The 15594-nt window shown below is 72.1% G+C and carries 11 protein-coding genes and 2 pseudogenes; 9 read left to right on the top strand and 4 right to left on the bottom strand.

The features are described from left to right. The first annotated feature begins 132 nt into the window (after window positions 1-132). From xylB to adh, 7 genes are all read left to right on the top strand, one after another. Window positions 133-1569 (top strand): xylulokinase, encoded by a 1437-nt coding sequence (xylB, locus tag IE225_RS13310; RefSeq protein WP_190057674.1) that lies wholly within the window; start codon window positions 133-135, stop codon window positions 1567-1569. A gap of 132 nt (window positions 1570-1701) precedes the next feature. After that, complete coding sequence (locus IE225_RS13305) at window positions 1702-2910, top strand: ROK family transcriptional regulator (protein ID WP_190057673.1); 1209 nt, start codon at window positions 1702-1704, stop codon at window positions 2908-2910. Between the two features lie 243 nt (window positions 2911-3153). After that, on the top strand, window positions 3154-4644 hold the full coding sequence (locus IE225_RS13300) for an APC family permease (protein ID WP_190057672.1): 1491 nt from the start codon (window positions 3154-3156) through the stop codon (window positions 4642-4644). Beyond that, entirely contained in the window at window positions 4641-5654 is a 1014-nt protein-coding gene (locus tag IE225_RS13295; RefSeq protein WP_190057671.1) for an acetamidase/formamidase family protein, read from the top strand. Before IE225_RS13300 ends, IE225_RS13295 begins: the two co-directional genes overlap by 4 nt. Window positions 5655-5823: 169 nt before the next feature. Further along, entirely contained in the window at window positions 5824-6459 is a 636-nt protein-coding gene (locus tag IE225_RS13290; RefSeq protein WP_190057670.1) for an N-acetylmuramoyl-L-alanine amidase, read from the top strand. Window positions 6460-6606: 147 nt separating this feature from the next. Then, window positions 6607-7884, top strand: a complete 1278-nt coding sequence (locus IE225_RS13285; protein ID WP_190057669.1) for a GAF domain-containing protein — start codon at window positions 6607-6609, stop codon at window positions 7882-7884. 131 nt (window positions 7885-8015) lie between these two features. Further along, the gene (gene adh, locus IE225_RS13280) at window positions 8016-9539 is read left to right on the top strand and encodes an aldehyde dehydrogenase (protein WP_190057668.1); all 1524 of its coding nucleotides are present in this window, start codon (window positions 8016-8018) and stop codon (window positions 9537-9539) included. A 94-nt stretch (window positions 9540-9633) separates the two neighbouring features. On the opposite strand, the gene IE225_RS33110 is transcribed toward adh, so the two are convergent. The 4 genes and pseudogenes from IE225_RS33110 to IE225_RS13260 all read right to left on the bottom strand — a co-directional run bounded on the left by IE225_RS33110 (window position 9634) and on the right by IE225_RS13260 (window position 13978). Continuing rightward, on the bottom strand, window positions 9634-11031 hold the full coding sequence (locus IE225_RS33110; protein WP_229879495.1) for an ISAs1 family transposase: 1398 nt from the start codon (window positions 11029-11031) through the stop codon (window positions 9634-9636). Between the two features lie 115 nt (window positions 11032-11146). After that, a pseudogene (locus IE225_RS33105) lies at window positions 11147-11296 on the bottom strand (ISAs1 family transposase); the annotation flags it as partial. Window positions 11297-11885: 589 nt separating this feature from the next. Further along, window positions 11886-12985: pseudogene (locus IE225_RS13265) on the bottom strand (IS110 family RNA-guided transposase). A gap of 474 nt (window positions 12986-13459) precedes the next feature. Beyond that, the gene (locus IE225_RS13260; RefSeq protein WP_190057667.1) at window positions 13460-13978 is read right to left on the bottom strand and encodes an IS110 family transposase; all 519 of its coding nucleotides are present in this window, start codon (window positions 13976-13978) and stop codon (window positions 13460-13462) included. Window positions 13979-14278: 300 nt separating this feature from the next. Between IE225_RS13260 and IE225_RS13255 the strand changes: the two genes are divergently transcribed. Next, window positions 14279-15304 (top strand): beta-ketoacyl-ACP synthase III, encoded by a 1026-nt coding sequence (locus IE225_RS13255; protein WP_190057666.1) that lies wholly within the window; start codon window positions 14279-14281, stop codon window positions 15302-15304. Window positions 15305-15323: 19 nt separating this feature from the next. After that, the gene (locus IE225_RS13250; protein ID WP_229879492.1) at window positions 15324-15542 is read left to right on the top strand and encodes an acyl carrier protein; all 219 of its coding nucleotides are present in this window, start codon (window positions 15324-15326) and stop codon (window positions 15540-15542) included. Window positions 15543-15594 lie beyond the last annotated feature (52 nt).

Below are 15594 nucleotides of genomic sequence, written 5' to 3'. Positions count from 1 at the left end.
TCCTTGCTCGCTCAGCTCGCTGACGACTATTTCGTCATGGCGATTTACAAATTAGTATGCGAACGCATCCCTGGGAAGGGACCAGATGTATTCCCCGCGAGCCGCGGAGCAGGGGAAGAAGGGGAGAGCCCGATGTCAGCAGCCGAGGGTCCGCTCGTCGTCGGGGTGGACACATCCACCCAGTCCACCAAGGCGCTCGTCGTCGACGCGGCCACCGGCCGCGTCGTGGCGAGCGGGCAGGCGCCGCACACCGTCACCGGCGGTGCGGGCCGGGAGAGTGATCCGCGCCAGTGGTGGGACGCTCTGTGCGAGGCTCTGCGCCAGTGCGGGGACGCGGCGCGCGAGGCCGCGGCGGTCTCGATCGCCGGCCAGCAGCACGGCCTGGTCACCCTGGACGGGCACGGCGAGCCGGTGCGCCCGGCCCTGCTGTGGAACGACGTGCGCTCCGCGCCCCAGGCCCGCCGCCTCGTCGAGGAACTGGGCGGCCCGAAGGTCTGGGCGGAGCGCACCGGCAGCGTGCCGGGCGCGTCCTTCACGGTCACGAAGTGGGCCTGGCTGGCCGAGCGGGAACCGGACGCGGCACGGGCGACGAAGGCCGTGCGCCTGCCCCACGACTACCTCACCGAGCGTCTCACCGGGCAGGGCACGACCGACCGCGGCGACGCGTCCGGTACCGGCTGGTGGGCGTCGGCGACGGAGGCGTACGACGACGAGATCCTCACCCACGTGGGACTCGACCCGGCGCTGCTGCCCCGGGTGGCCCGCCCCGGTGAGGTCGTGGGCACCGTGCGCGACAGCCACGACCTGCCCTTCTCCAAGGGCACCCTGGTCGCGCCGGGCACCGGAGACAACGCCGCCGCCGCGCTCGGTCTCGGCCTGCGCCCGGGCACTCCGGTGCTCAGCCTGGGCACGTCGGGCACGGTGTACACCGTCTCGCAGCGCCGTCCCACCGACCCGACCGGTACGGTCGCCGGATTCGCCGACGCGCGTGGGGACTGGCTGCCGCTGGCCTGCACCCTGAACTGCACCCTGGCCGTCGACCGTGTCGCGGCCCTGCTCGGCCTGGACCGGGAGGCCGTCGAGCCGGGCACGACCGTGACGCTGCTGCCGTACCTGGACGGCGAACGCACCCCCGACCTGCCGCACGCGTCGGGTCTGCTGACCGGTCTGCGGCACGACACGACCCCCGGCCAGATTCTGCAGGCCGCCTACGACGGCGCCGTGCACGCCCTGCTCGACGCCTTGGAGAAAGTGCTCGACGAGGACGCGGACCGCACCGTGCCGCTGCTGCTGATCGGCGGCGGCGCGCGCGGCCGGGCCTGGCAGGAGACGGTACGTCGGCTGTCCGGCCGCCCGGTGCAGGTGCCCGAGGCCAGGGAGCTGGTCGCGCTGGGGGCGGCGGCGCAGGCGGCGGGCGTGCTCACCGGGGAGGACGCGGCCGCGGTCGCCCGGCGCTGGGACACCGCACGCGGCCCGGTGCTGGAGCCCGTGGAGCGGGACCGGGCGACGCTGGCCCGGATCGCCGGGGTACTCTCCGATGCGGCCCCGCTGCTCGAGCGGGGTATCTAGAACCGGGTCCCGCCTCCCGCCAGGCCGGTTCGGGAGGGCTGCGGCCCGCAGCGCCGCAGATCTGCGCGCCAGCCCCCACGGCCCCGCCGGGCGGGAGACGGGACGGAGCCCTAGACCAGGACGGACGGAGGCATGACCGCACCGCTGCACGAGGTCCACCCGGCGGGTCCGGGCCGGGCCCTGCCCGACACCCAGCAGGGCATGCGCCGCCGCAACCTGGGCCGCGTCCTGCACACCGTCAGCGCCGAGGGCCCGCTCTCGCGGGCCGCGGTCGCCTCCCGCATCGGGCTGACCCGCGCGGCGGTGTCGACACTCGTCGACGAGCTGATCCGCTTCGGTCTGCTGGAGGAGCTGGGGCCGGAGCGGCCCGGCAGGGTGGGCCGGCCCGGTTCCGCGCTCGCCGTCAGCGGCCGTGGCCCGGCCGGTGTCGGTGCCGAGGTCGGCGTCGACCACCTCGCGGTGTGCGCCATGGACCTGCGCGGCCGGGTGCGGGCTCGGGCGGTGCGGCACGTGGCCAACCGCGGCCGGTCCCCGAAGCCGGTCGCCGAGGAGCTCGCCGCCCTGGTGCGGCAGGTCGTCGCCGACGCCGAACAGCAGGAGCTGTGGCCCGCGGGGCTCGCGGTCGCCGTGCCCGGCCTCATCGCCCGCGACGGCCGTACGGTGGTCCGCGCGCCCAACCTCGGCTGGCACGACACCGACCTCGGGGCCCTGCTGCCCGGCGACCTGCCGTTGACGGTCGACAACGAGGCCAACTTCGGCGGCCTGGCGGAGTTGTGGCTCGGGGACGGTACGCCGCGGGACTTCCTGCACGTCTCGGCGGAGATCGGCATCGGCGCGGCGGTCGTGGTGGACGGACGGCTGCTGCGCGGAACGCGCGGCTTCGCGGGTGAGCTGGGGCACGTGCCGGTCGAACCGGACGGACCGGCCTGCGCGTGCGGCGGGCGCGGCTGCCTGGAGCAGTACGCCGGCGAGGAGGCCGTGCTGCGGGCGGCCGGCGTGGAGCAGGGCGAGGACCGGGTCGGGCTGCTCGCGGAGCGCGCGGCCGAGGGCGACGAGCGGGTACGGCGGGCGCTGCGCGACGCCGGCCGGGCGCTCGGCGTGGCGCTGACCGGAGCAGTGAACCTGCTCGATCCGCAGTTGGTGGTGCTCGGCGGTGCGCTCGCCGGTGTGGCGCCCTGGCTGCTGCCGTCTCTGGAGGCCGAGCTGGCGCGGCGCACGGCGGGACCGGCCTGCCCGGTGGCCGTCTCACGGCTGGGGCCGAAGGGCCCGCTGCTGGGTGCCGCGCACTCGGTGGTGCGTGCCGTTCTCGACGATCCCGCGGCAGTCGCCGAACGCGCCTGAGGGCGATCCCTCGGCAGTCACCGAACATGCCTGAGGGGAAGTCAGCAGGCCTTGCCACGAACCAAGTTCACTCGATCGAGTGAGCGAGTTCTCCACAGATCCGCCGTCGTCCACCATCGCACGCGGCACCCTTCTGCCCGCTCCACAAGCGCCGTACCGTGAATCACGCGACGCACATCCGCCGTGGCCCCGGCCGTGGCCGTAGGTGTCGCGGATCCATGAGGCGAAGGGGGGTGGCGGCCGATGCCGGGGGAGACGGTTGCGGTCGACGAGCTGCGGCGGGACGCGATCGGGCTGTGTGAGGTGCTGTTCCAGAGCGTCACGGCCATGGCGCCGGCCGCCGCGGTCGCCGCGTCCATTCCGTCCGGAGCGGCCCTGGCGGGCGGCAGCCTTCCGCTGTCGGTGCTGGTCGCGCTGGTGGCCTGCCTGTTCACCGCGTCCTGCGTGGCCGAGCTGGCGCGGGAGCTGCCCACCGCGGGCTCGGTCGCCACGTACGCGGCGCAGGGCCTGCACCCGGCCATCGGGTTCCTCGTGGGCTGGGGGTACGTGTTCGTGGAGGCGCTCGTGCCACCCCTGCTGCTGCTCCAGCTCGGGTTCACCACGGCGGGCACGCTGCACGAGGAGTGGGCGTCGTACCCGGCGGACCTGTGGTGGCCCTGGTCGCTCGCGGGTGGCGCGGTCATCGCGGTCAGCGGGTACCTCGGGGTGCGGGCCTCGGCCCGGTTCGGCACGGTCCTCGGCGTCTTCGAGGTTCTCGTCCTGCTGGTGTTCGCCGTCTGGCTGATCATCAGGGCCGGCGGGCACAACACCGTGACGGTGTTCGGCACGTCCCATACGCCCGCGGACCACCCCGGCGCCGGAGGAGTCTTCGCCGGGTCGGTCTACACCGTGCTCGCCTTCGCCGGCTTCGAGGCCGCGGCGCCGCTCGCCGAGGAGACCCGCGACCCACGCCGCACGATGCACCGCGCGGTGCTCGGCGCGGCCCTGGCGATCGGCCTGTTCTACGTGGTGACGACCTACGCCATGACCGTCTACCTCGGCCCGAACCGTTTCGCGGCCTTCGGTGCCTCCGGGGCGGCGTCCTGGGAGGGCGTGGCACGAGCCTCCTTCGGTCTGTTCTGGCTGCTCGTGTTCCTGGCCGTGGTCAACTCGACCATCGCCAACGCCAACGCGTGCGCGAACGTCTCCACTCGTACGGCCTTCGCCCTGGCCCGCATCCGGGTCCTGCCCCGCGTCCTCGCCACGCTGCACCCGCGCCACCGCTCCCCCGTCGCCGGGATCGCCGCGCAGACGGCCGTCGCGGTCGGGGCGGTGCTGGGGCTCGGCTTCGCCTACGACCCGGTGACGGCGTTCCTGCTGCTGGCCACGGTGATCGTCACGGTGGTGATCGGGGTCTACATCGTGGTCAACGCCGCCTGCGCGGGCTACTTCCTGCGCCGTGGCCGGCCGATGCTCAGGCCGGTGCGGCACCTGCTGTTCCCGCTGCTCGGCACGGCGGCGTTCGTACCGGCGCTGCTGACGGCGGCCGGACTGCCCGTCTTCTCGTTCGTCACCCGGCTGACCGCCCCGGTGTCGTACGCCGGAGCCGTCGTCGGCGTCTGGCTGGCGGCCGGGATCGTGGTCCTGCTCGTGCTGATACGCCGCCACCCCGGGCGCGTGGCCGAGACCGCCCGCGTCCACCTCGACGATCCCGCCCCCACCGGCCTTCGGCAGAACGGAGCCGTGCAGCGATGAGTGACCCCCGGATTCTGACGGTGCGGCCCGAACCGGGCCAGTACGCCTGGACCTTCGGCGGCGCACCGCCCGTCGCCCGCGTCCGGCCGGGCACGGTTGTCGACCTGTACACCGAGGACTGCTTCGCCGGGCGGGTGAGGTCGGAGAAGGATCTGGTGTCGCAGGTGTGCGAGTTCCCGTACCTCAACCCGCAGACGGGCCCGTTCCACGTCGAGGGCGCGGAGCCGGGTGACACGCTCGCCGTGCACTTCGTGTCGATCGAACCCGCGCGGGACTGGGCGGCCTCCACCACCGTGCCCCTGTTCGGGGCGCTCACCTCCACGCACACCACGGCCACGCTGCAGCCTCCGCTGCCGGAGACCGTGTGGATCTGGCAGCTGGACCGGGAGCGGCGCACCGCACTGTTCCGGGCCCGCGAGGGCGACATCGAAGTGGAGCTGCCCCTCGACCCCATGCACGGCACGGTGGGGGTCGCCCCCGCCAACCTGGAGGTGCGCTCGGCGCTCGTGCCCGACGCCCACGGAGGCAATATGGACACCCCCGAGATGCGGGCCGGTGTCACCTGCTACCTGGGGGTGAACGTCGAGGGCGCGCTGTTCAGCCTCGGTGACGGGCACGCCCGGCAGGGCGAGGGCGAGACGTGCGGGGTCGCCGTCGAGTGCGCGATGCACACCGTGGTGATCGTCGAGCTCCTCAAGGACGTGGCCACCCCCTGGCCCCGGCTGGAGTCCGACACGCACATCATGTCCACCGGCTCGGCGCGCCCGCTGGAGGACGCGTTCCGGATATCCCAGCTCGACCTGGTCCAGTGGCTGGTGCGCGACTTCGGATTCACCGAGTTGGACGCCTACCAGTTCGCAACCCAGGCCGTGGAATCCCCTTTGGCCAACGTGTGCGACACGAACTACACGTGCGTGGCCAAGCTCCGCAAGCAGTGGCTGCCGGCCCGCGAGACATACCGCGGCACGCACGCGCGGCTGCGCGAGACGGCGGCCGTGCTCCGGCGCTGACCCGGCCGGCCCCGCCCGGCCCCGCTTCTCGCCGGCCGCACTCCACCCCCACCCCGCCGGCCGCACCGGAGCACCGGGACACCGGGACACCGGCCACGCCCCGGTGTCGGCCCGACCCGAGCGGCACCACCCCACCTCCCCTCCCCCACCACCGAAAGGCGGCCCGCCCATGAACCGGTCACGCCTCTTCCCCACCAGACGCGGCCTGCTGAAGAGCGCTACTCTCACCGCCGTTCCCGGCGTCTTACTGCCCGGCGGACCGACCGACGCCCGCCCCCGGCGGACGCAGGCCGACGCCCGCCCCCGGCAGGCGCAGACCGCCGGCTACCCGCCGGTGGAATGGCAGCCGGCGAGCACCTCCAACTACACGGCGTCCAACCGGCCCACGGGCTACCCGATCGACCATGTGATCATCCACGTCACGCAGGAGACGTACGCCGACACCCTCGCGATCTTCCAGGACCCGCAGAAGAAGGTGTCCGCGCACTATCTCGTCCGGTCCGCCGACGGGCACGTGGCGCAGTGCGTGCGCGAGGCGGACATCGCCTGGCACGCGGGGAACTGGGACTACAACACACGCAGCATCGGCATCGAGCACGAGGGATGGGTCGACCAGCCCGCCTGCTTCACGAACGCGCTGTACGAGCAGTCGGCCCGGCTCACCGCCGCGGTCTGCGCCAAGTACGGCATCCCGAAGGACCGGGCGCACATCATCGGCCACTACGAGGTGCCGGGCACGGATCACACGGACCCCGGGCCCGACTGGGACTGGGTACGGTACATAAGGCTCGTCAACTTCTCTTGATGCCTCGGGCGAGCCCCGTCCCCGTTCCCCGGTGACCGCCGGCGCATCCTGCACGCACTCGTTCGGGCGAGCGACGTCGGAGAGGTTGTCCAGGCACGCACCCGGAGTGACGATGTCCCCCACCCCATTGTCGACCGGGAGGCCGAGGTGACCGATCCATTGGTGGCCCTGGAGCCGGGGACCGATCCCGTCGAGCGGGTCAGGATCCTGCGCCGTGCGCACGAGACGTTCGTCTCCGCGGGCACCGTGCCGCGACCGGTGCGCAAGGTGGTGGCCGACTCATGGCGGAGGTCGGCCCAGGCAGGCGTGGGTCCCGACGGCACCGCGCGCGTGGAGCTGGCGGACGGTGACCTCGGCACCTATCGGGCGGAGCACCCGCTGGCACGGGTCATGCCGCTCGTGCGGGAGCTGATGGGGACCTTCGCGGCCGACGGTGAGCACCTGTTCGCGGTGTGCGACGCGTACGGCAGGCTGCTGTGGGTCGAGGGGCACCCGGCGACGCGGCGGCGGGCGGACCGGATGAACTTCGTGCCCGGCGCGCGCTGGGCGGAGTCGGCGGTCGGCACGAACGCACCCGGCACCGCGGTCGCCGTGGACCGGCCGGTGCAGGTGTTCGCGGCCGAGCACTTCGTCCGCCGGGTGCAGCCCTGGACCTGTGCGGCGGCTCCCGTGCACGATCCGCACACCGGGCAGGTGCTCGGCGCCGTGGACATCACGGGCGGGGACGGGCTCGCGCACCCGCACAGCCTCGGCTTCGTGCAGGCCGTGGCGCGGGCCGCCGAATCCCACCTGGCGCTGCTCGCACCGCCGCGCCCCGCCACCGGCACGCTGCGGCTGACGGCCCTCGGCCGGGACGAGGCGCACCTGGTGACCGGCGACCGCCGGATCCGGCTCAGCCGGCGGCACAGCGAGATTCTGGTGCTGCTCTCCCGCCACCCGGAGGGGCTGACCGGTGACGAGCTGCTGTGCGCGCTGTACGAGGACGAGTCGGTGACGCCGGTGACGCTGCGCGCCGAACTCGCCCGGCTGCGCCGGGTCCTGGGCCCCGGCCTGCTCGCCTCGCGCCCCTACCGGCTGACCGTTCCCGTCGAGTCGGACGTCGCCGTCGTCGAGCGCCGGCTGGAGACCGGGGCGGTCACGGCGGCGGCGTCGGCGTACGCGGGTCCTGTGCTGCCCGCCTCCCAGGCCCCGGCGGTGGTGCGGCTGCGGCGCCGTCTCGCCGACGGACTGCGCACCGCGCTCATCGCCCGCCGCGATCCCGACCTGCTGGCCGACTGGGCGCACGCCCCGTGGGGCACGGACGACCTCGAGGTCTGGCGCGCGCTCGCCGCGCTCCGCCCGACGCCGCCGGTCCGCGCACGCCTGGCCGCCCTGGAGGCGGAACTGGCGGCACCGGCCGACTGGGCGCGCCCGCCGGCACGCTGACCGACGCTCCCTCGGTGCCGGGCGGAGGTCTCACCCGGCCACCGCAACGTCGTTGCAACCTCCGCTTTCCTAGCCTGCCGGCGAAAGAGCTGCCCAACGGCGGGCAGCGCTGTTCAGGGAGGCACATCAGGATGACCCGTTACGCGGCGCCCGGCACCGAGGGCGCGATCGTCTCCTACCAGGCGCGCTACGACCACTTCATCGGAGGCGAGTACGTGCCCCCGGCCCGCGGGCAGTACTTCGAGAACCCCTCACCGGTGAACGGTCAGCCGTTCACGGAGGTCGCGCGCGGCACCGCGGAGGACGTGGAGCGGGCGCTCGACGCGGCGCACGCGGCCGCGCCCGGCTGGGGGCGGACGTCGGTGGCCGAGCGCGCCGGCATCCTGCTGAAGATCGCCGACCGCATGGAGGAGCACCTGGAGTCCCTCGCGGTCGCCGAGACCTGGGAGAACGGCAAGCCGATCCGGGAGACGCTGGCGGCCGACATCCCGCTGGCCATCGACCACTTCCGCTACTTCGCCGGCGCCATCCGCGCCCAGGAGGGCTCGCTCGGCGAGATCGACGACGACACGGTCGCCTACCACTTCCACGAGCCGCTCGGCGTCGTCGCGCAGATCATCCCGTGGAACTTCCCGATCCTGATGGCCGCGTGGAAGCTGGCGCCGGCCCTCGCCGCGGGCAACGCCGTGGTGCTCAAGCCCGCCGAGCAGACCCCGGCCTCGATCCACTACTGGCTGAGCCTGGTGGCCGACCTGCTGCCGCCGGGTGTGCTCAACATCGTCAACGGCTTCGGTGTGGAGGCCGGCAAGCCGCTCGCGTCCAGCCCGCGGGTGGCGAAGGTGGCGTTCACGGGTGAGACCACGACAGGGCGGCTGATCATGCAGTACGCCTCCGAGAACATCAAGCCCGTCACCCTCGAACTGGGCGGCAAGTCGCCGAACATCTTCTTCGACGACGTGTCGGCGCACCGGGACGACTTCCTCGACAAGGCGCTGGAGGGCTTCACCTTGTTCGCCCTCAACCAGGGCGAGGTGTGCACCTGCCCGTCCCGCGCACTGATCCAGCGCGGTCACTACACCGATTTCCTCCAGGCCGCCGTCGCCCGCACCGAGCAGATCAAGACCGGTCACCCCCTCGACACGGACACGATGATCGGCGCCCAGGCCTCCAACGACCAGCTGGAGAAGATCCTCTCCTACCTCGACATCGGCCGCCAGGAGGGCGCCAAGGTCCTCACCGGTGGCGAACGCATCGAGTACGACGGCGAGTTGAAGGGCGGCTACTACGTCCAGCCGACCATCTTCGAAGGCGACAACCGCATGCGGATCTTCCAGGAGGAGATCTTCGGCCCGGTGGTGTCGGTGACGTCCTTCGACGACTTCGACGACGCCATGAAGATCGCCAACGACACGCTGTACGGCCTCGGCGCCGGCGTGTGGACCCGCGACATCAACACCGCCTACCGCGCCGGGCGCACCATCCAGGCGGGCCGCGTCTGGACCAACTGCTACCACGCCTACCCGGCGCATGCCGCGTTCGGCGGCTACAAGCAGTCCGGCATCGGCCGCGAGACCCACCGGATGATGCTGGACCACTACCAGCAGACCAAGAACCTCCTGGTGTCGTACTCGCCGAAGAAGCTCGGCTTCTTCTAGACACCGGGAAAAGGGCGCCTGACCAGGGCCAACGCCCGGCAGGTGCCCTTTTCGGGTGCCGCCTGGACCGCGAGTCGAAATGCGGCCCTACTCCCTATCCATTCCACCTGTATCCCACCTCTGACCAGCCGTTCCGGGGCATTTCCGGGCCGAGTCCCGGCCAACGCGCCCGTGGCGGCGCCTCGTGCTCGTCCCACCGCCGCATGGAGTCCTCGATGAGGCGGTTGGCGTGATGACGGGTTTCGGCGAGGAACTTGGCGTAGCAGCGGAAGAGAACCTCGATGCTCCGCCCTGCCCTGCGCGCGCACTCGGCCGGGTCGACCCTGGAGGCCGGCCAGAAGGAGATGCCGGCATGGCGCAGGTCGTACGGCCGCCTCGCCGGTTCCAGGGCGTGCTCGTCCACAGTGAGCGCCGCCTCGCGCGCCCGGCGCCACGTGATGCCGTACGCCGAGGTGTCGCTGCAGTTCCCGGCCGCGTTGCGAAACAGGCGCCCGTCCGGTGCCACGCCGAAGCGCTCCATGTGCTCGCGCGGCATGCGGACCAGGACGGGAGGGATCGGAACGGGTCGTGTGGCCTTGGCCGCGCGCCGCTTCAGGGAGTGGATCTCGTGGACGGCACCGTCGTCGGTCCCCTCCTTGCCGGCCGTCACAACGCCGCCTTTCAGGTTCAGCAGCCCCCATCCCGTGGCCAGGGCTTCGGCGAAGTGATGTGCCGTCCGTTTCGTGATCATGTGAGTCCGAGGAGAGCGAGCGGCCTTGCTGGCGTCGCGGGCGTTGCGCCGCAGGCTGGCGGCGATGTTGGTGCTCCCTGCGAGGCGAAGAGCGCCGATGGCGAGGTTGCGCCAGGTGGCCATGGCGCGGGGTGCGGCGCCGGTTTGGAGCTGGGAAGCGTCCTCGGCGAACGTCACGTCTCTGACGTGGTGCAGGGCCTCGATCTTCCAGTGGTCACGGATCAAGCTCGCGAGCTCGGCGGGCGTGGCGTGCTCGGCGGTGAGGCCGGCGACCGCGTAGACGGTCGTGGTGCTGATCCTCCCGGTCTTGCGGTCCACCCGGCGGCGCTTGAGCTGGACGGTCTGACGGGCCCCGGGAAAGAGCAAGTTGTTCACCGTGCACACCTTGATCCGGCGGATCCCGCCCCGGCCGTGCCCGGCGTCGCGGGTGCGTGACTGCAGCGGAATCTGCTTCCACGGAAGGGACTTGAGCTGCTTGCTGAGCTTCTTCTGACTACCCTTCACGATCACGATGTAGTGCGTGCCCCGGCCGGGCAGGTAGCCGGCGTGCTCGCGCCGGGTGTGCATCGCGTCGCTGGTCACGACCACGCCCGCCAGGTCGGCGACGGTATCCAGCAGCGGCTGGAAGCAGGTGATCTCGTTGGTCTTCCCGCCGGCGTCGGGCTGGGCCGTCACCAGGCCGCGGACGTGGTCGCAGGCGGCGAGCAGGTGGATCTTCCGGCCCTCCGTCCCTGGCCGCTCCGCGCAGGCTCCTGCCGTCAACCGCCAGTCCGCGCAGCCGGCCCTCGGTGCCGGAACGCCGGTCAGCCGGCCGGCGGCCCACCGCCCGGTCCAACGCGTCGCCGTCGATGCGGCCCAGCAGCCGTCGCACCGTCGTTTCCGCAGGCAGGCACCACTTCAGGAACGCCGGATCGGGCCGTACGCCAAGGCGTTCCAGGCCAGCGGGCGGAGCGTCGGCCATCCACTCGTCGGCCGCCGGCAGGGAGGTCGCCCCGGCCGGCACCGCGCACGCGGTCAGCGCGAGCACGACGACCAGAGCGTGCCGCACCCCACGCGGATCGCGCGGGTCGGGCACCTCGCCCCATCGCTCCAGCAGGCCCGGGCTCTCCTCGGGCACGGCCTCGCGATGCTCGCAAAGTCGGTCAAAGGCAGGCGGGATCAGCGATGATGCGTCGGCAGGCACGGTCTTCCCGTCGGATCACGGGGCGTAGAGAACTCCATGATCTTGGAAGTCGTGCCTGTCACGTTCCGAGAGCGCCGTCCAGCTGACAGACAGCCATGAACCGGGCGTCATACGACTACGCCGAAGCCCTGATCCCGTGGCAGGCAGGCGGCACTAGGACTTCTGCAGGTGGACGACCTCGGCCGGGCGCATCGCGGCGTAGTACATGCAGCCGAAGAAGGCGTACAGGTGCGGGCCTCGACCGGGAGTGCCTTGACCGCAGCGAGTAGGCGAGCAACCTGAGCCGGGTTCGGCACACAGTCCGGGTCGACCTCGTCGGCAACCTCGGGGGCACTCCAGCGAAGGCCGGCAAGTGTGTTCTGCCCGAAGTATTGAGCAGGAACTGTTGGGTTGCCCATGTGATCGTGTAGCGGACGTGATGCTCTTATGGATGTCAAGCAGCGGTTGCGAGGTGACTCGGGGCCGCTGCGGTGGCGTTCGTGGTGGTCAGGACGTGGTAGATCGCGCGGGCGACGAACCGCTTGAGGCAGCGGATGATCTCCTTCTTCGACAGGCCCTCCCTGGTTTGCCGCTCCATGTACTGCTTGGTGTGCTGGTCCCAGTGCAGGCGGCAGAGCACGATCCGGTAGAGGGCCGCGTTCGCGGCCCGGTCACCGCCCCGGTTGAGCCGGTGGCGGTGGGTGCGGCCGGATGACGCGGGCAGCGGGGCGACGCCGCAGGGCATGGCGAACGCCGCTTCCGAGCGGAGCCGGTCGGGATTGTCGCCCGCGGTGACCAGCAACTGGCCGGCGACGTCCGGGCCGACGCCGTTCAGCTCGGCCGGGGCCGGGTTGGTCTCCTGGGTGAGCGGGGCCATCAGCTCGTCCAGTTCGTCGATCTCCTGGCCCAGGTCGCGGTGGTGGCGGGCGAGCGAAGGGCGATCTTCGTCGCGGTGACCGGGTCGTCGGCCTGGTCCAGGCTCGGGCGGAAGCCCGCGCAGATGGTCAGCAGGTCCTTGTCCTTCAGGTGCCGCAGCATGGTGCGGACCCCCTCCGGCGCGGTGACGATCAGGTTCTTGATCTGTCGGGTGACGTCGGACCGCTGCTGGACCGCGCTGCGGCGGGCGCCCCGCAGGGCCCGCAGGGCCTCGACCCGGCCGTCACGGAACTTCGGGGTTCCGGTGCGGCGTTCGGCGAGTGCGGCCCGGGCCGCGGCCTCGGCGTCGACCAGGTCGGACTTGCCCTGCCAGCGGCGGGTCTTGCGGTCCGGGCGGTCGACCCCGACCACCGCCACGTCACATTCACGCAGGTAGCGGGCCAGGCCCGCGCCGTAGGCGCCGGTGCCCTCGACCCCGACCACCAGCAGGACCCCGAAGGACTTCAGCCAGGCCAGGAGCTTGCGGTAGCCGAGCGCAAAGGCGGGGAACTGGGCCGAGCCCAGGACCCGGCCCGCCGAGTCGATCGCGGCCGCGGTGTGGGTGCCCTTGTGGGTGTCGACGCCGCCGGTGACCTCGACCTCGTGCTGTGCCGTCGTTGGGTGTGCCGTCCTGTCCATTCGACCGGGTGGGATGGCACCCGTCGGCCGGGAGGGCGGACAAGACAGTGATGGGGCCTCCGGCCAGGCTCTTATGAAGTCACGTCCCCCGGCCTGACGGATGCGGACGAGCGTCCCCCGGACAGAGCCGACAGATCCCGTTGAGGACCCTGAGTCAGTCAGGCGTTGCGTCAGACCCCGCCGGAGAACGCTCACGTACATCCTCACTGTCAGGCGGCCTTCCAGGTCCTGGATCTCTTCGCTGAGCTGCCTGATGCGCCGGGCCAGCAGGCACAGGGTGGCGTAGAGCACCGCCCCCTGGCCGGCCTCGTGGTTCGGGCTGTCGTCGACGAGCCCTGCGCAGGTGCGGAGGAGCTGTGCGTTGCCCAGCCCGGCCAGTTCCTCCTCAGCTGCGGATCGGCACGGATGAGGACGGCCTTGAGCTGGTTGATCGCCTGGGTGCGGGCCTTGACCGCCGAGTCCTTGGCCGGCTTGCTAGATCCGGGCGATCTCCACCGGCCCATCGCCCGCCTTGGCCTGGGCGCGCGCCCGCCCGCTCAGCACCGCCCGGGCCGCGTTCTCGGCATCGAGCGGGTCCGACTTGCCGCGCCGACGGCGGTCGGCCCGGTCGAACCGATTCACATCGAAAACGGCCACGTTCTGGGTCGGCAGGTGGCGGGGCAGGGCCGCCCCGAAGGAACCGGTCCCTTCCACTCCGGCCCGCCGCACCGTACCCGACGCCCTGGCCCACCCCAGCAGGTCGCGGTATCCAGCCGCGGTGGCCGGGAACTCCTCGGTACCGATCACTTCCCCCACCAGGGAGAGCACAGCGGCCCCATGGGCATCCCGGTGCGTGTCCGCTCCCAGGATCACCTTCCCGCCGGCCGGCGCCGACGAGAACGCGAAGCGGAAGGTGTGCCGATCACGCTCGTTCCCTTTCAGGCCGACGGCTTGTCGCGTAGCCGGCACTGGGCCGTGCGGACGGTCGGAATCGTGATGACGCCTGTCCGGCAAGCCCCTATCGAGACACGCCCGATCAGCCCGAGACCAGCAACGCACCGTTCCCGGCCGGCGGGTCGGCACAGTGTGATCAGGACACCCCGGTCAGACATCTCAGGAGTGAGCCCCCGGCCCGGCGCTGCGAGTCGTTCGGACGGCTGGCCTGTTCGGCGTGATACGACAGTTCCTTATGGGGCAATTGCGCGCGTACGTGACTATGTGGGCTCTCGCCCGAGGGGTTTCCCGGGAACAGAGTGCGGCTGCCCCGACGCGGCTCCCGGTCCGTCGCCGAGGCCGAGGTCGAGAGCGGGGAAAGTGAGAGTTCAAAGAGTCCCGGCGGCCGTCCTGCTCGGGACCGGATCGTGTGTGCCACCACGTCGGGTGACCAATCAGGAGCCGGCCGAGCGTCTGGGACGATCACCCGAATGGATTTTCCAGCGTTCCGGCATCCGCGCCCGGCACATCGTGGAATCGGGCACTGCCAGCGGGGATTTGGCGGTCGCGGCCGGCCGCGAGGCGCTGGACCGGTCGGGGGTCGGCGAGGTCGCGGCCATCGTCGTCGCCACCACCTCGCCGGACAGGCCGTGCCCCGGCACCGCCCCGAGCGTCGCCTCGCGGCTGGGAATGGTCGGAGTGACCGCGCTGGACGTCCAGGCCGTGTGCGCCGGTTTCCTTTACGGTTTGGGGGTCGCGCAGGGCCTGATCGCCGCAGGCACGGCTGAGAGCGTTCTGGTGATCGGGGCGGACACGCTGTCGCTGAACGTCGCCCCGGACGACCCCACGAGCATGCTGTTCGGGGACGGTGCCGGCGCTGTCGTCCTGCGTTCGGGGCACGGCGAGGAACCCGGCGCCCTGGGCCCCTGCGTGCTGGGCAGTGATGGCGGTGGACGCGACCTGATCACCGTCCGCGGGGGCGGATCCGAGGAGCGTTCCGGGGTCGGCGGGGCATCGGTGGACCGGTATCTGCGCCTGGAGGGGCGGGAGGTGTTCCGGCGGGCCGTGCAGCACATGACGTCCGCCTCTCGCGCGGCGCTGGACGCCGCGCGGTGGACACCGCAGGACGTGGACCGGATCGTCGCCCATCAGGCGAACGCACGCATCCTGGCCGTGCTGGCGGAACGGCTGGGCGTCACCGCGGACCGCGCCCTGTCCAATATCGAGCAGGTCGGCAACACCTCGGCCGCCTCGATTCCGATCCTGCTGGACCAAGCCGCCCGCGCGGGGGACCTCAAGCCCGGACACCGCGTCCTCCTCACGGCCTTCGGCGGCGGCCTGACCTGGGGCGCCACCACTCTCATCTGGCCGCACCCGGTACGCCCACACCAACTCAGCCCGGAGTAAAGGCATGTACGACCTTTTGGTGAGCATCCTGACCGACAGATTCGAGGTGCGGCCCGAGCTGGTCTCTCCTCAGGCACGGTTGACGTCCCTCGGTTTGGACTCACTGTTCGTGGTGGAACTGTCCTTCGTCCTGGAAGGCGACCACGGCGTCGAGATCAGCCTCGACGAACTGGCGGGAGCGAGCACACTGTCGGAGATCGCGCAGCTGATGCAGGACAAGCAGGACGCGTCGCTCTGAAGGGTCCGGACGGGCCCGCCGGGACGTCCCGGCGGGCCCGTCCGGTGAAGGG

The sequence above is a fragment of the Streptomyces echinoruber genome, assembly GCF_014651135.1.
Taxonomy (GTDB): Bacteria; Actinomycetota; Actinomycetes; order Streptomycetales; family Streptomycetaceae; genus Streptomyces; species Streptomyces echinoruber.
Note: the sequence above shows the minus strand (reverse complement) of the source record. Positions and strands in the feature narration are given on the sequence as shown.